The following is a 15,673-nucleotide window of genomic DNA, read 5'->3' on the forward strand; positions in this document are numbered from 1 at the left end:
CAAGAATACCGTATCGGATGGGGCGGATTAGCCCCGCAAAGGAAACTACAATGAGATTTACGAAGAATTTGGGATTTAACATCAGGATCGTAAATGCACATAGACCTACATTTTTATTCGGTAGCGCAATCTTCTTAGCCGGCACGCTGATGATGTTTTCCGATATTGTAAGCAAATCGTTTTAAAATCCATGCAGACAGGCGTGCCCGCCCAAGCCCGATGTGATCAATGCACGCTCAAATCACGAAACTAAGCCTCTACCCGATTCCGCCCTTTAGATTTCGCCGCGTACAGCAAACGGTCAGCTTTGATCAGAAACTCTTTTGGACTCTCCTCTTCTGTTCTAGAGGTCGAGACTACACCTGAGCTTATGGTGACGATTTCGAAGGGGCTCGCTGAATGTTGAAGATTTGCATTCGATAGGGAAAGCCTAATATTTTCTGCAACCATGACCGCACCTGCCAGTTCAGTGTCCGGAAGCAAAACTACGAACTCCTCCCCACCGTAGCGAGCAGCGATATCACCTGGTCTGTTGACGTTGGCTGCAATAAGGTTCGCTACGTGCACAAGACAATCGTCGCCGCTTAGATGGCCGTAACGGTCATTATATTGTTTGAACAAATCTATATCCAAAAGAATTACGGATATGCTTGTCTGATTTCTCGTGGCACGCTTCCATTCTTTATCCATAGCCAAGTCAAAGCTTCTCCTATTGGCTAGAGAAGTAAGACCATCTGTATGGGCTATCACTTCTAACTCTTTTCGGATTATTTTTAGCTCGTACTCTGCAACTAGCAGCTGTTGGATCTGCCGATATAGCAAGCTACCTAAAATTGCCAACGCCAGTATGATGGTACCTACCAGTGCAACCGATTGGTAAACATATGACCACCAAGGGGCAAATACATGCTCGTACGACACGCCAGCTGCTGCGACGATAGGCAGCCCAGCCAGACGACGATAGGCGTAGATCCGCTCGATACCATCCACGATAGATTTTATGACCGCAGTCCCGCTATCGCTCTCAGGTAAATACCGGCTAAAAATTTCGCCTTTGGAAAGATTAGTTGTCATCAATGCTGCGACTGTCGGGCGTCGGGCGAGGAGCTCGCCGTTATCAAGTGCTAGGAAAATTACTCCTTCGTCATCAACGGCCATTCGTTTGAAAAAGCTTTGAAAATATGAAACCGGAACCGTGGCTAACGCAACCCCTGCAAACGCTCCATCGGCTGTTTGGATACGCCGACTTATAGGGATCACCATATCCCCTGTCGTTCGACTTTCCACTATCGAGCCAACGTGGATGGACTGGTCATCGTGCTCACGGTGATATCGAAAGTAAGCTCTGTCGCCGTTGTTTTTGGTTTGCAAACCTTCGGAAAATGAATTGGCCATCCAATTGCCTTGCGCATCGAAGATGAATAGCCCCTGAACGCCTTCAATGTCGTTCACTTGGCGGGCCATCAGCTTCGCCAACCGCTCCTGTTGATCAGGGCCGCTTCCATCGTGCGCTACACGCTCTGCCAGATCTCGCAAGGTATTGTCGGCCTGAAGCATCGTGTCACGGGCCTGCTGTTCAGCGGCAAGTACAATGTTCGAAACAGTTATTTTGGCCGCGTCTACTCGCTCGCCGGACGACTGCACAATCTGCCAAGCAGTAGCAAGGATCAACGATAGACAAACTAGAAGAACGAAACCTATCAGCGAAAGGGACAACGCTCTAGGTGTCAGCCTTGCGTAGATCGGTAAGGAGAGCGTCATATATACGTCTTCAAATTGGCGGTGGGCTCAAGCGAGCAATTTTTATACCGGTGTGGAAATTAAAGCGTTCACCCGCAGCTTCGGAATCCCTGAAATCTGCGCAGACAGACGTTATTTCTTTCACATACCCCCCGCAGATTCCCACTTACACACCTAGATGCTTAATAAACCTATCGATTGAAGATTGCGAATCGCAGCGACTCCCACTTTCTTCATCGTAGGAGGATCACCGTCTTGGGTACCGCAGACCCACGAATGGGCACGATGGCGTGAGTCGTTCCGGGCTTTCAGCACAGGTCACTGCCACCCTAACCTTGAAATGATTTCTCGCCGGTAAGGCGTATCGATCTGCGGCGGCACTTGTTTGATGTAGTCGCGCGCGTTCTCAAGTGGTTCTCCGCTTAGGCCGGCGAGATAGGCAATAGCGTCCTCGGCTGCGGGGACGAGCCCCTCAACGCCTCCGAATCTTGGTGGCAGTCCTGTCCAAACTACCGCGTCCAATCGGCGGGCAATCGCCCATTCAGCGATGATTCCCGCTGCGTTCGTACCGACCACGAAGCTACCGATGCCATCCTCCCGGTCTTGAGGAACCCCCTCCCGAATTCTAAGAGCCTCGCGTGCCTCATCAAGGTTGTCCAGATCCAATACCGCCCAAAGCACTTTGCACCCAGGTGCGTTTGCGCAGATAGCTGTCGTAAGGTCGCCGTTATCACTGACCCGCGCGAACTCAATGGGTAACACGGGGCCGTCCATAAACCACTCGCTCGCGAGCGGTAAGGTGTCCGGCTTCCAAATTAGTGATCCCCATCCGAGACATGCGATTACCATGATCTGCACCTGAGTTAGAAATGAAGTCCTTGAAATGCGGCGAGACCTCCGGTCGGCCGCGTTCACGACGGTGCGGCGCAATGGGCACCGCACCTCCCTGGGCAGGTGGTCTGTTTAACCTTTCGTTTTTCTAGGATCTGCTGAACGAGGAAATGTACGCTCCTCTTGGATCGTGCCGTCCTCTTTGTGGATTTTGAGAGAGGCTGTCTTGCCCTGAAGAAATTCGCTCGCTATCTCGGTGATTTCTGCTTTGGTAGATGCCGTCTTGGAGGCACGTTGCGCGCCCTCTTTAACGAGCTCCCAAAGTTTTTCCGTTTTTTTGATGTGATAGTTATCCATTGGCTCACCTCTGATATGACGATCGATACCTGTCAGGTTGACCATAGGAAAACCGAAGAGTTTGAACGGATTGGCGGCATTCTGGATGCTTACAGAGATCCCCGAAGTTTTCTCGGGACGTGGGGCATTTGCCCGAAGCATGGGGCTGTAGCCGCTATGCAGAGTAAGAGCTTTAGCATGGCAAAGATTAAACAGCCTTGGCTCGCTGCAAGCGTTGCTTACCAGCGCGGTTAGCGATCTCCGGCGCCGGGCCATCACCGTTCTGCTGCCGGCTAAGAAATTCGCGTATCAAACCGGCAGTTCGGCTGGCACTGGTCACTACGAAAAAATGCCCCTCACCTTTGAGCACGCGCAGTTCGGCTTGTGGAATTGAGCGTCGCAGGACATGCGCATTGTATGGCTGCACGAGGGGGTCACGATCGCCGATGAGGATGAGCGTGCGTATACGCAAACGGGATAACCGCAGCAGACTTGTCCAGCCTACTAAAGCGGTTACCTGGTGGTGATAGGTTCGCAGGCGTACGGTTAGCATTCGCTTTACAACACCGAAACGCAGCAGCGCCTGTGTCGAACTGGCTGAACCATCTCGTTCGGGCTGTTTGCCGCCTGCGCTCCCTCTAAAAAATTCCAGGATGTCGGCGGGCTTTACCAGCAGCACCGGGCCCGCAGAGGTCGCCGCCAAGATAAGCCTTCGAACCATGGTGGGATGACGGAGAGCCAACTCTTGCGCCAATGCACCGCCCCAGCTCACGCCGAATACATCAACATGGTCGAAACCCAATTGTGTGAGCATTTCGGCGATCAGATCGGCATGACTAGGCAATCGCATCGGCCAGCGGGGCATTTGTGATTTGCCGACACCAGGCACGTCCAACGTGATCGTCGTGTAGTCGCCTAGTTCGTTGCGCAAAGCATCGAAGGTTTTAATCAAACCTCCCAGACCGTTGAGTAGGAGTAACGGTGGGCCTTGGCCGGCGATTGAGACATTCACCTGCAAGTCTTTAACGGTCATGATCCGGCTGGGCATGGACACCTCTCTGTCACCCGTTCAGCAGTCTAGATGAGCTGTAAAAACTCGATTGTTTTCGGCAATAGACAGCCTGATAGAGGCTTCAAATTAACTTTCGAACATCTTCACCGGAGCCGTACACGTTACTGGGCGCCACAATCAAAGAACCCGAGTCGGCGCGTGTTCAACCGGGACGTAAGGATGAAACCAATTCTCGAAGAGTCGCCTTGTGGTCTTCGAGTCCCTCACTTGCAAGTTCGTATTCTCGTAACGCGCCCAAGCGCCCGCCATCTCTGCTGCTCTGAACGAGCCGACCAAGGAGCAACTGTTTTTCATGCAACGCTCTAATGGCCACCCAGAGTGCTTCCTCAATCGTTTCATCCTGCGCATGAAATAATGCGGCGGCGGTATAGGCATGACCGGTGTGGCAGCGAAACCGGGGCGATGACGCGTCTACCTCCCAAAGAGCGCCTCCGCACTCAGGACAGGAGATGCCTGCGACTCGGCCGATATCATCCAGCGCCGAGGCACCACCTTTACTGAAATCCTCAACCAGATCATTCTCCGTTGCGAATGGCTCGATACGTTTTGGTTCAGAAGCCGCTGTCCCCTCCGCTGTACGCTGATTGATGATCTGTACGAGCCTCTTACTCAACTCAGTGAGCGGCAAGCATCCGTCCACGGTCACATACCGGAGAGCGTTTGTCGGCATTGAGGGCGCTTCGGCAGTCTCAGGATCTTGTACGAAGGCCAGTCCGCCATATGCTTTTATCGCCTGAAGCCCCACCACGCCGTCATCAAGCTCGCCGGTCATCAACACCCCTATGGCATTGCTTCCATAGCTGATGGCAGCCGATCTAAACATCGGATCAATCGCAGGCCGCGAGTGGTTTTCCTTTGCGCTTCGAGTGATCTGAATAGCTCCTTTTTTGACAAGGAGATGCTTATCGGGAGGGGCTATGTATACACGACCCGTCACTACCTGCTCTTGGCTCATAGCGAAACCGACGGGCAATTGGCTCGATTGGGTAAGGAGGTTAGGCAGAGAACTAGGTTGGTCTCCGATGTGCATCGTGACGAAGACAGCCGCATTTAAATCAGACGGAAGCCCCGCCAGAAACGCACGTAATGCACCGAGCCCGCCGATGGACGTGCCGATGACTAAAACTTGGTGGTTGTGGTTTTCTTGCTGCATGGATCGATCCTAGGTTGCTAGCTGTTGCACACCTGAATTTGACTCAGCTGCCTCAACTAATTCACGAATGGAGTGCTTGTCGATGTTTCTCGTGAGGCGCTTACCCTCTTCCTAGTTTCGATAGATAACTCTGAGGGATGGTTCGAAAATTTGAATGATGTTTGATCTAGATCAAGGTATCTCTACGCAGCATTCATAGCCTCAAGCGCACAATTGGACTTTCATTCGGTGCTCTCGCGGGCGATCAGAAAGCGAGGAGCCACACGCTCTTTCAATACGCTGCGAGGGCATCTGTAGGGGACGTGACCTGCGGCGAGTGTCCCGGGAGCTCCCAGCATTGTCACGGCAGACGCGACATTTTCGCTTACACTCATGCACCGTTCCGTTTGTTTAGTCGGTCGGGCTCTCTGTTTAGAGGAGGATTGTTTGAACGTAAATTGGAAAGGATTGCTGCCGATTCGCGGTGAGGTCATCGTCATTGAGGACGACCCAACTCTGCAGTCGCTCATGACCGATATCATGGATGAGATTGGTGCGAAGACTGTCCCGTTCGCTACGGCGGATGATGCGTTGGCTTACCTGCTGGAAGCACATGAGGAATGCGCCCTAGTGATCGCCGATCACGGCGTCCCCGGCCAAGTCCAAGGCATCGAGTTCATAGAGATGGTCAAAGGCAGGTGGCCTCACATCGCCGCGATACTCACCTCGGGTTATCTGATCGAGAGCACTGAAGTTCCAGCTCAAACGATTTACCTGCACAAGCCTTGGTCACTGGATGAGATGGTAGTTGCAGTGGCGGCGCTTCTTCAGCCCGAAAATCCTATCAGCAAGCATTGAACCGTCGCTCAACATGGATCAGATTCGAGGAAGGATGCCTGCCACAAAGTCTCGTAATAGCTTTGTCAATTTCATCAGCAGCGTCGTCCCTATACTGTGGATCTACCCACTGCCAATACCCATCCCACATCAAACCACCAACCGCCATAGCGCAAGCGTCTTCAATGATTCCGCCTCCGTGTCCCAACGCCGCAAGGAGGGCGAGAAGGGCTTGTTCAAGTTGTAGCTCACGTTCTTGGGACACGATCTTAATCAAACTATACGGGGAGACTGAGTTTAACCTAGCGTCACTCTGCCACTAACCATCAAAATGAAATCGATCTTACCGTCAAGAGGAGGACTTCTGCGCTGTCTTCCTAAACGATCCTTGGCAGGCCGCGATCTCACTCCGTAGCTCCGCAATCAGATTCGCCAGCGCATTGCTGGAGGTGAGTTCAGAAACGGAAACACCTGTGACCAAGAGATCCACGCGGCCCGAGGAAGCTTCGTAAACTTTAATGGTCAGCGAGTCATCTGGGCTGGTCGCGCAAGTACAGGATAGCGGAAGGAACCCAGATTCAATTATCTGTCTCAATTCAAGCGTAGAAAGCATACGTTTTCCCGATGCATTTACAATTAACTGGGACAGAGTCTCTCCAAAGCATAAACATAACTTCATGAAGCATTGTTGACTCACTGCAGAACGTAAAGTTGTGAGGTCGATCAGAAAAAATAAATAGGTAGGTAGGGGTTTCAAAGCGCACCGACCATAATACTCTGCACAACGACTCTACGGCAGAAAACATCGTGAATTATAGGTGTCGAGGTAAGGGATAAGCGTATTGAGCTTCAGCTTCACGCTGGCCGTCGGCAGGATACGAAAAGCCCTAGCTATGATGCTAGGGCTCTCCTCCCGCAGATCAGCTATGTGGGCATTGCTAAGTTACGCTTGCTGGAACATGCCGATACCGCTGCCGTAAAACTGCCCATTGATGTCGGCATGATATTGTGCTGGGTGAACCAATACAGCGATCAGGCGGTTCCCTTCTAAGATTGACAGGGAAAGCGCGCCTTGATTGATCGATAACTGGAGCGAAAGCTGAATCCCGATCAGATTCTCGGCGTCAGGAACTGTGCCTTGCAGATAGACGTTGCTAATTTCCAGATTTGTGCCCGTGCCCGTTGCCTGACCGATAAATCGAACAGGAGTGCCTTGCTGCGGAGCATTCGGGCCGATATTGGCCAGCGATGAACTTATCTGAATGGTTTCAGTGTGAGGCCCACAGCCGCAACCGCAGCCTTCGAAATTGAAGTAACCGCAGATGTTCTGCTGGCAACCGCATCCGCATAAAGTTTGAGGGTGTACTTTCTGGTGGAGAACTTCTTGAAGGGCCGGCTTAGCGCTCACAACATCGTCACGACGTTGAATTTCAGCGTCAAAAGCCGCCTGAGATTGCTGCTTCAGCGCATCTATTTCTTCTGGTTTGATGTTTTGCAAAGACAGGGTCATAGCTAATTCCTTTTATTTTCAAGAAGCACCCGGAGACGATCCGCTTCTAAGCCGGCGCCTCCTTGGCGCGGAACCCACGAAATCCTTCGACTCGTGGCCAAGCCTTTAAACCATAATGTTTCTCCTGTTTCAAGCATTTTGATGGCGGTCAAATACTATCGATCGCTCCGCGCCAGCTTGTGCCCTAGTGATCGTCGATCACGGCGTCCCCGGCCAAGTCCAAGACATCGAGTTCATAGAGATGGTCAAAGGCAGGTGGCCTCACATCGCTGCGATACTCCCCTCGGGTTATCTAATCGAGAGCACCGAAGTGCCAGCTCACACCATTTACCTGCACAAGCCTTCGTCGCTGGATGAGATGGTTGTGGCAACAGCGGAGCTTCTGCAGCTCGGAAGCCCTATAAGTAAACGCTGAGCCTGGCTTCAAGATCGTGAGACCATGTAGGACTTGGTTGGCGCTCAGCGGATGAACCTGCATCTCCATTGCCCCAAACCAATACTCGGGGTGAAGTCCCTGAATTTTTTGAATTTTTCCGCGCCCGATGACTCCGTTAGATCAGAGCAGACGGAGTAAGTCATGGAAAACAATCTATTCGTCATCAATTACAAGCTTCACGGTGTGCCCAAGTCCTTCATCATCCGTAGCAAATTGATGCAAAACGCTGACGCCTGGCACTGGGCTAGTTGCGATGCGGGTGTAGCGCCCATTCCCAGACCTGGTCGTCCGCCACTGAAAATGGTGACCAAACCTCAAGCCGAAAAATACGGCATTACCGATGTCACCTGGCGAGCCAGCTCAACGTAGCAGTGCGTGGTATGGCGCGGGCTATCGATGGATCCGCTTCATGTCGTAACCACCCGCAAAGTCCGATTACCCGCTGAGTATTCCGACATCAGCATTTGAAACCAACGCTGATTCGATCCGTCGTCCACTCTGAAAATAAAATCGAGGTCACGATGTCGCCTTTCGATATCCAGCGGATGCTGATAGACGAATTTCCTTTAACGTTTTTGCTGGAGGTAGGTTTCAGGGCCACTTTCGCGTTCCTCGCAGTGTTTCTTTTTTTGAAATCCAGCGGCCGACGAGGGATCAGACAGCTTTCACTTTTTGAGCTGGTCGTGATTCTTACACTGGGCTCAGCGGCAGGAGACGTGTCTTTCTACCATGATGTTCCGCTGCTGCCGGTCGCTGTAGTATTTCTCACGCTTCTGCTTCTGTACCGGCTTACCGTTCTGGTGATGACGAAGAGCAAGAAGTTCGAAGCCTGGATGGATGGGCTTCCGGTAACGGTCATTCGTGAAGGTCTCTACGAGCTCAAGTCTTTAGAAACGTTGAACATCTCATCTAACGAATTGTTGATGGAGTTACGACAGCAAGGGGTTGAACATCTCGGACAAGTAAGGCTTGGTCTCGTTGAGACCGACGGCGACGTCAGCCTTTATTTCTTCGAACAGAAAGATCTGCGCCCTGGGCTGTCCGTCCTACCATTTGAGCATCGTGCCGAGTTTGAAACTGCGCCTGCGGCTGCCCTGTATTGCTGCGTAAATTGCGGTTTCTCTCAGCATATCGCGGCGGCCCAACAGGCTGATTGTTCTCGTTGTAATCATGCCATCTGGTCAATTGCGCTCATAACACCGCGCTGTCGGTGACAACGCCTCGCATGTGACAGCCCCCGGCATCTTCATTCGTCATGCGCGCTAGGTTCGCCGTAAACGGGTAAAGCACCGCAAAACTCATCGTAAACGGGGTGCTTTCGTCAGCAGTCGAGTGCTTAGAGAAATAGCCCCATCGCTGCACCTGTTGCAATTGCAGTGACTGGTACAGAGCCGCAGCTGACGTGGTGATGAATTGGGTGTTAAGTGGTTCCAAACACTGCAACGTCGAGGTTGCTGCTTGGTTCCCCTCTTACGAAACCAGGCAGCGGCTTTTTGAGATTCTTGATTCGGGAAGTCCCAAACTTTTAGCTCCCGACAGCCTGCAAAAAATGGAAACTTGGCTAAGCTCGCAGTAGTCCGAAGGACAGGTCTGCATGGCAGCCGGCGTATTGGGTTTTAAGCGGGAGCAATAAATATGCGCAAAAAGGTCCAGTCCTGGTTTATATACCGCTCTTGATTCTTTTTGCCGTTCTGTCGGCAATGGGGAAAAAAGACACGCCACTAACCCCGGTAGCGCCGAGTACTTCAAGCCCGCTAGTATCAAACACGCCGACGTCTCTATCCGCACCCAAGCCGACCTTCGCAACTGAGCAGTTCGTGAGCGCTGACAACCTCAATGTCCGGGATCAACCAGGCGGAAAGGTCATCTCCAAACTGAGCCGCGGGGAAAAGGTTCAGGTCTTCGAGACGAGGAATGAATGGGCGCGTATCAGCATTGATGGACAGTCTCCGAAATGGCTTTCGTCCAAAAGCCTGTGCAGCGGCTCAGACTGCTATGTCGTTTCAAAGCCAAGACCACCGGCTCAGCCGAAACAGCCTGCTCGCCAACAGACTCCAGCTTACGGTTCATCCTGTCCATGCTCCTCTGGGAATGTCTGTATCGGGCCCGTGGTGGTCGATATTGCATTACCTCTGGCGGTAACAAACGGTACGGTGTCTGATCCGCTGTTCACCGTTGAGACAATTGGCAACGATCACACCCGGGTACAGTCCAAAAGGACACATATGCCAGCGTTCAGAGGATGCACTGATGAAGGTGTTCATAAGCTCCGTAGTAAGAGGTTTCGAGCAGTTCAGAGCCGCCGCCAAAGACGCGGTGGAGACACTGGACATGAAGCCGGTCATGAGCGAGCACTTCGGGGCGCGCGCCTATTCCTCGGAGCACGCCTGCCTAACAGAGGTCGACCAGTGCGACATTTATATCCTGATTCTTGGCGCTAACTACGGCTATGAACTTCAGCCAGGTCTGTCGGTTACGCAGCAAGAATTCCACCAAGCAGTGAGCAAGCGTAAACCGATTCTGGTCTTCATCCAGCAGACCAGTTGTGATGCTCAAAAATCAGCCTAGTAGTGAACGAATCAATTTAAGAATCATGTATCAACGAAGAAACAAATACCGAATCTCCATCTAGCGCATCACATATAAACAATTTGTGGCGGCCTAGAAAACTATTTTTATCCGGCACTTCAAGCTTTACGACACCTAGTATCCTTGTAGATCGAGAAGCCCTCAGAATTTTTGCTATATGGGCCGTTGAGCTTTTGAGGACATCTACTAAAAGCAACGGATCGCCATTAACTACAACATAATCATATTGAGTTAAAAACTTGTCTCCGAGCTTTAAGTATCCCGCCTCACAAAACATAAATGCTTGCTTCTCTTCATAACATAGCTCATGCAAAGCTTCAGCTGCGTCCTCCAAACATTCAAGGCGCTCTGTCCACTTCCCGAAAGCCTCATGACGAACAGACAGCAATTCATTCACTGTAGTATCAGGTCGTGAATATGTTATGCAATCCTCATCAATGCCGCCTGGAAAGATAACTACGCCGCTCTGTAAACCTATGCAGTCCTTGGGTTCAATCAGGCCAATTTTCATGGCTTCTGAGGCTCGTTGTAAAACATGCTCCTTCCAAACCGCAGATAATTGAGACAAAGAAATTTTGCTCATGCTTTCTCACCGTCATTCTTGGGGAACCCAACCATTTCCGTAATTATCCCAACGCTTACCGCTAGGGTCAGTATAAGTAAAATGTTATTTTTTTCCTGCTGGATGAGTTCTGTCTTCATGAAGTTTTTTATCAGTACTCGGGTTGTACTTCATTGCGTGTGCGCAATTTTTTCGTGCACGTGCGACGTACCGTGCAACGCCATGCGACAGCTACACCGGCTGATGTATGGAATCTCCAGCTCTAAGAACTCCTGGCATTCAAAGGATCCTGGCATTATCAAGCGCGGTATTTCCGGAAAATCCCGCGAAGCTGTCCCTGTTCCAAACGCCCACCCGTAGCAGGGGCACGTCACACCTCTCCTACCCTGGTGCCAAACGAACCACCACCCGAACACAATGCCGCGAGGTCACCGGCCAACTGCAAGGATGGCAGGACGCCAAAAAAGGTTTGTGGGCTTGAGGACGTTGTAGTCAACTTGGGGGACGAGGGAATAATGTCAAGCAGCTGAAATGCTTGTTTTGGAACGGTCTTCAGCTGGACGGGAGATATCGATTAAATCAAGCTTCACACCAACCATTGTCCTAACCAAGTAGACAGTTAAACCGTTTTCAACGCCTTTTTCGACGCTGATGTAGTCCCTAATCTGTGCCCATGTTGAGCGACAACATTCAATTACCTCAAAAGGAATTCATCATGAGCACTGCTACCTACAACCGCCTGAACAAAGACGACGCTATCGTGCTGCTGGTGGATCATCAGACCGGTCTGATCTCGCTGGTGCAGGACTTCTCGCCGAACGAGTTCAAGAACAACGTGCTGGCGCTGGCGGATCTGGCCAAGTTCTTCGACCTGCCGACGATCCTCACCACCAGCTTCGAACAAGGCCCGAACGGCCCGCTGGTACCGGAGCTGAAAGAGATGTTTCCGGACGCGCCGTACATCGCTCGCCCTGGCCAGATCAACGCTTGGGACAACGAGGACTTCGTCAAGGCGATCAAGGCCACCGGGCGCAAGCAGATCATCATTGCCGGTGTGGTGACGGATGTCTGCGTAGCGTTCCCGACCTTGTCGGCACTGGCAGAAGGGTTTGACGTGTTTGTGGTGACCGATGCCTCCGGCACGTTCAATACCACCGTGCAGCAAGCCGCGTGGAGCCGCATGACTCAGGCCGGCGCGCAGATGATGAACTGGTTCTCGGTAGCCTGTGAGCTGCACCGCGACTGGCGCAACGACATCGAAGGCCTGGGCAATCTGTTGTCGCAGCGCATTCCAAACTATCGCAACCTGATGAACAGCTACTCGGCGTTGACTGCACATCAATCTTAAATCTGATTTAAAACCTAAAGCCTGCTCATGCGGGCTCTAGGTGTGGGCTTGGCATAGGTAATCGAACTCACTTGGTCAGCCAAGACTCTACGGTCGCAGCGCCGTGCTTTGTTTTCCATTCCTTGAGCGTTTTGTGATTACCGCCCTTGGTCTCTACGACTTCGCCCGTTTCAGGATTTTTATAAACCTTCAATTGGCGAGGCTTGCGGTTGCCAGTTTTGGACTCGACAGCAGGAGCGCGACGACCAGTTTGCGGATCCAGCAGATTGATCACGTCCTTCAAGCTGTAGCCGTATTTTGCGAGCAAATCACGCAGTTTGGTTTCAAATTCAATTTCTTTCTTGAGGCCTGCATCACCCTTGAGGGCTTCCAGAGCCTGAAGCTGTTCGGCGAGGTGTTTTTCAAGCTGGCGAAATTCAGCGAGTTTGGACATGAACGTTCTCTTTGGTCGGTGGCAGGGACTTACATAAATCATATCTCAGATTTACACATAGATAATCTAGCGATGACCATCACCGCGAGCTGAATCAACCTTAATCTGGCCTGATTCACCTAACGTGCGGTATTGCTCACGAAGTTTCCTGAGTTCACTTGACCCCATTTGTTCCAAACCTAGCGTGGCGTTCTGCGCTTCGTGAGTAGCTCGTATAAGCTCATCAATCTTCAAATGCAGGATGTCGTTGTCACGGTTCTGGGTGTTTTGAATCAGGAACACCATCAGGAAAGTAATGATTGTGGTCGACGTATTGATGATGAGCTGCCATGTATCGTTGTAGTGGAAGTATGGGCCGGTCGCCGCCCAAGCGATGATCAACACAATCGCGCTCAAAAACGTCTTCGGGCTGCCGGCCCAGTTGGATAGTGATTGGCAAAAAAGGGGAAATCTCATAACAGGCACTCTGGATGAACACAGTCTGTTGACCGTACAACAATCCCAAATACTTTATTACACTTTAACCGTCCGTCGGGTTTGAGAAGGTCGACACGCTGGATTTTCAATTCGAGGGAAAATTAATCGTAAACGTTGTGCCCTCGTCGGCAGTCGAGTGCACAGCGATATCGCCCCCATGGGCCAAAGCGATTTCCCGGACTATGAAGAGGCCAAGCCCCACGCTACGGTTCTGACTATCCTGGTCTGAACCACGGGTCATCGGTTCGAACAGCTTGGATCGAGCGGACTCAGGAATCGCCGCACCGAAGTTGTGAACCGAAATGCTTGCACGGTTAACATCAAGGCTGGAGATGACAGTAATCGGTTTTTCCTGGTCGCCGTACGCCGCACTGTTGGCGACTAGGTTACCGATGATCTGTTGTATACGGTCAGCGTCGAGTTCGACATTTCCCCGCCCAACCGTTTGATGCTGAAGATCGACATCTGGAAAGGCAACTCGTAGCTCTGCGACGCTCTTAGCTACTACCGAATGTAGGTAAATGGCTGAACGCGAGACAGATATACCTCGTCCGACTCTAGCTAAAGCAAAATCCAAAAGGTCAGTGATCATTCGATGCGCCCGATCCGTGGAGTTGCTGATGTGGTTCAGCATGAGCTTTTCCTTCCCGTCAGGCATTTTCCGACCGAGAATCTCCGCCGCCATTTTGATTGCCGTCAATGGGTTCTTCAGGTCATGGCTGACGATCGCAACCATTTGCTCCGCGAATAACGCGCGACGCTGAGCTTTTTCATAAGCTATGTTTAGCTTCGTCTGCGCCTGCGACAACGCTGCATCAGCGGCCACTTTATTCGCGAGAAGCTCTTCAGCGAGTCGCTTGGCTTTCAATAGCTCACGTTCGTAGTGATCCCGGTCGGTGGTGCAGAACAATGCCAGTTGATAGACAACGCCGGAATCATGCTGCTGACGAATACCATTGAGCAGCATTGAAATTAAGGTTTTGTCGCGGTGAACCACATCCAGCTTTACCTCGGCCACCGAGCCCTGCATCTGTATCAGTGGCGCCCAATGTGTTTGGTGGAAAATTCGTCCGCCCATCGTAAGCAGATCTTGAAAGCGCCGGCGCTCCAGGTCGGTTTTCTCCCAACCGATCCAGGTACAGAAAGTTTTATTGGCGCTCAGGATGCTGCCGTCTTCCCGAGTAACGACCAAGCCGCAAGGCGCGTTGTCGAAAAGCGACTGCGAATCGGGAATTAGGGACGGTTCACCGGCCATCGCCGCCTTCCGTCCAGGGCGAAAGGAACCTGTCCATCGCTTCAGAGCACGCACTGGGCACACTCATGTGCGGACAATGACCAACATTGGAAACTAGACAGAGAGTGCTATTGGGCAGGATCTGATGCAGGTACTCACCTACGGCGACCGGGGCGATGATGTCATCCGTGGATTGCAATATCAGCGTCGGAGTTTCTAAACCGACTACGTCATCCCGGTTATCCGACATGAACGTCACTCGGGCAAATTGCTTCGCGATCTCCGGATCAGTACGGCAAAAGCTATTCGTCAGCGTCTCACCAAGAGCCGGTTGACCGGGAGCCCCCATGATGACGGGGGCCATGGTGCTCGACCAGCCGAGATAATTGCTATCGAGGGTATCGAGCAATGACTGGATGTCCTCGAGCTTGAATCCCCCGACGTAATCCCCGGAGTCGACATAGCAAGGTGAAGGGCCAATCATCACGTGAGCAGCGATGCGGTCGCTGTGAGCCCTATCTGCCAATACGCCGATCATGGCACTGACGGAGTGACCGACCACTATGACTGGGCCACTGGCGAACTGATTGATGACTTCAGCCAGATCTCGCGCATAAGCGTCTAACGAACTGTACTTTTCCGAATCATAAGCCGTGAGATCAGACTGTCCCGCGCCGACAAGATCATAAAGAACGACCCTGAATCGATTCGTAAAATGGTCGACGAGGTAACACCACATGGTTTGGTCGCAGCCGAACCCGTGGGAAAAAACGAGAGTTGCCGGGCCATCACCGAGCACGTTCACGTTGTTGCGATGTTGGACGGACATGCATGACGCTCCGGATGGCCCAAAAGAATTCAGGCGCAGCACGCAGTGTAGCTAGCTAAGCATTGCAGGTCACGAATAGGATCGATTCCACGAGAATCCTCTTACGCTTACCAGCTGCATCTATGAGACTGCGAGCGTTGATGCAAGCGAAACCAGTTTTGATTTTTGTTCACGCGCATCGGCATGTAGGAAACTACAGGTAGTCTTTTGCAGACCATCCTGGCATCGAGGTTGTGGGTGCAATCGCCCCGTTCCTAGCTCGGCACTGGTCGTCGATGTCGTCCATAAAAGCTCGCCATTGATATCT

The 15,673-nt window shown here is 51.9% G+C and carries 17 protein-coding genes and 1 pseudogene; 6 read left to right on the forward strand and 12 right to left on the reverse strand.

Annotation, left to right across the window (positions count from 1 at the left end):
- Nucleotides 1-249 precede the first annotated feature (249 nt).
- The 5 genes from J3P93_RS14055 to J3P93_RS14075 form a co-directional block, all read right to left on the reverse strand.
- Nucleotides 250-1,761, reverse strand: coding sequence for a sensor domain-containing diguanylate cyclase (locus J3P93_RS14055; RefSeq protein WP_434588827.1), 1,512 nt, complete (start codon nucleotides 1,759-1,761; stop codon nucleotides 250-252).
- A 297-nt stretch (nucleotides 1,762-2,058) separates the two neighbouring features.
- On the reverse strand, nucleotides 2,059-2,514 hold the full coding sequence (locus tag J3P93_RS14060; RefSeq protein ID WP_434588829.1) for a hypothetical protein: 456 nt from the start codon (nucleotides 2,512-2,514) through the stop codon (nucleotides 2,059-2,061).
- Nucleotides 2,515-2,703: 189 nt separating this feature from the next.
- A complete protein-coding gene (locus J3P93_RS14065) occupies nucleotides 2,704-2,928 on the reverse strand; it encodes a DUF2188 domain-containing protein (RefSeq protein WP_041478933.1) in 225 nt (74 codons plus the stop codon).
- 187 nt (nucleotides 2,929-3,115) lie between these two features.
- On the reverse strand, nucleotides 3,116-3,955 hold the full coding sequence (locus J3P93_RS14070; RefSeq protein WP_434588831.1) for an alpha/beta fold hydrolase: 840 nt from the start codon (nucleotides 3,953-3,955) through the stop codon (nucleotides 3,116-3,118).
- Nucleotides 3,956-4,121: 166 nt separating this feature from the next.
- On the reverse strand, nucleotides 4,122-5,132 hold the full coding sequence (locus tag J3P93_RS14075; RefSeq protein WP_434588833.1) for a chemotaxis protein CheB: 1,011 nt from the start codon (nucleotides 5,130-5,132) through the stop codon (nucleotides 4,122-4,124).
- A gap of 426 nt (nucleotides 5,133-5,558) precedes the next feature.
- Here J3P93_RS14075 and J3P93_RS14080 point away from each other — a divergent pair, with 426 nt between their 5' ends.
- Nucleotides 5,559-5,969 carry a response regulator gene (locus tag J3P93_RS14080; RefSeq protein WP_434588835.1) on the forward strand — a complete coding sequence of 137 codons (411 nt, stop codon included), beginning with the start codon at nucleotides 5,559-5,561 and terminating at the stop codon, nucleotides 5,967-5,969.
- Nucleotides 5,970-6,297: 328 nt separating this feature from the next.
- Here J3P93_RS14080 and J3P93_RS14085 read toward each other — a convergent pair whose 3' ends face one another.
- Complete coding sequence (locus J3P93_RS14085) at nucleotides 6,298-6,561, reverse strand: DUF1652 domain-containing protein (protein WP_434588837.1); 264 nt, start codon at nucleotides 6,559-6,561, stop codon at nucleotides 6,298-6,300.
- Between the two features lie 330 nt (nucleotides 6,562-6,891).
- Nucleotides 6,892-7,458 carry a hypothetical protein gene (locus J3P93_RS14090; RefSeq protein WP_130928759.1) on the reverse strand — a complete coding sequence of 189 codons (567 nt, stop codon included), beginning with the start codon at nucleotides 7,456-7,458 and terminating at the stop codon, nucleotides 6,892-6,894.
- 577 nt (nucleotides 7,459-8,035) lie between these two features.
- On the opposite strand from J3P93_RS14090, the gene J3P93_RS14095 reads away from it, so the two are divergent.
- The 4 genes and pseudogenes from J3P93_RS14095 to J3P93_RS14110 all read left to right on the forward strand — a co-directional run bounded on the left by J3P93_RS14095 (nucleotide 8,036) and on the right by J3P93_RS14110 (nucleotide 10,462).
- Nucleotides 8,036-8,263: a DUF6555 family protein gene (locus J3P93_RS14095; RefSeq protein WP_434588839.1), complete on the forward strand. Its 228-nt coding sequence runs from the start codon at nucleotides 8,036-8,038 to the stop codon at nucleotides 8,261-8,263.
- Nucleotides 8,264-8,415: 152 nt separating this feature from the next.
- A complete protein-coding gene (locus J3P93_RS14100) occupies nucleotides 8,416-9,108 on the forward strand; it encodes a DUF421 domain-containing protein (protein ID WP_434588841.1) in 693 nt (230 codons plus the stop codon).
- Between the two features lie 486 nt (nucleotides 9,109-9,594).
- A pseudogene (locus tag J3P93_RS14105) lies at nucleotides 9,595-9,804 on the forward strand (SH3 domain-containing protein); the annotation flags it as partial.
- Nucleotides 9,805-10,144: 340 nt separating this feature from the next.
- Nucleotides 10,145-10,462, forward strand: coding sequence for a DUF4062 domain-containing protein (locus J3P93_RS14110; protein ID WP_434588843.1), 318 nt, complete (start codon nucleotides 10,145-10,147; stop codon nucleotides 10,460-10,462).
- A gap of 16 nt (nucleotides 10,463-10,478) precedes the next feature.
- Here the strand turns inward: J3P93_RS14110 and J3P93_RS14115 are convergent, their stop codons facing one another.
- The gene (locus tag J3P93_RS14115; protein WP_434588845.1) at nucleotides 10,479-11,066 is read right to left on the reverse strand and encodes a hypothetical protein; all 588 of its coding nucleotides are present in this window, start codon (nucleotides 11,064-11,066) and stop codon (nucleotides 10,479-10,481) included.
- A 694-nt stretch (nucleotides 11,067-11,760) separates the two neighbouring features.
- Between J3P93_RS14115 and ycaC the strand changes: the two genes are divergently transcribed.
- On the forward strand, nucleotides 11,761-12,393 hold the full coding sequence (gene ycaC, locus J3P93_RS14120; RefSeq protein ID WP_258711164.1) for an isochorismate family cysteine hydrolase YcaC: 633 nt from the start codon (nucleotides 11,761-11,763) through the stop codon (nucleotides 12,391-12,393).
- 67 nt (nucleotides 12,394-12,460) lie between these two features.
- Here ycaC and J3P93_RS14125 read toward each other — a convergent pair whose 3' ends face one another.
- The 4 genes from J3P93_RS14125 to J3P93_RS14140 all read right to left on the reverse strand — a co-directional run bounded on the left by J3P93_RS14125 (nucleotide 12,461) and on the right by J3P93_RS14140 (nucleotide 15,366).
- Nucleotides 12,461-12,826: a histone-like nucleoid-structuring protein, MvaT/MvaU family gene (locus tag J3P93_RS14125; protein ID WP_434588847.1), complete on the reverse strand. Its 366-nt coding sequence runs from the start codon at nucleotides 12,824-12,826 to the stop codon at nucleotides 12,461-12,463.
- A 66-nt stretch (nucleotides 12,827-12,892) separates the two neighbouring features.
- Complete coding sequence (locus J3P93_RS14130; RefSeq protein ID WP_434588849.1) at nucleotides 12,893-13,282, reverse strand: low affinity iron permease family protein; 390 nt, start codon at nucleotides 13,280-13,282, stop codon at nucleotides 12,893-12,895.
- Nucleotides 13,283-13,388: 106 nt separating this feature from the next.
- Nucleotides 13,389-14,558 (reverse strand): ATP-binding protein, encoded by a 1,170-nt coding sequence (locus tag J3P93_RS14135; protein WP_434588851.1) that lies wholly within the window; start codon nucleotides 14,556-14,558, stop codon nucleotides 13,389-13,391.
- Complete coding sequence (locus J3P93_RS14140; RefSeq protein ID WP_434588853.1) at nucleotides 14,548-15,366, reverse strand: alpha/beta fold hydrolase; 819 nt, start codon at nucleotides 15,364-15,366, stop codon at nucleotides 14,548-14,550. Before J3P93_RS14140 ends, J3P93_RS14135 begins: the two co-directional genes overlap by 11 nt.
- Nucleotides 15,367-15,673 lie beyond the last annotated feature (307 nt).

Origin of the sequence: Pseudomonas sp. R3-57 (genome assembly GCF_051132065.1) — a bacterium.
Lineage (GTDB): Bacteria > Pseudomonadota > Gammaproteobacteria > Pseudomonadales > Pseudomonadaceae > Aquipseudomonas.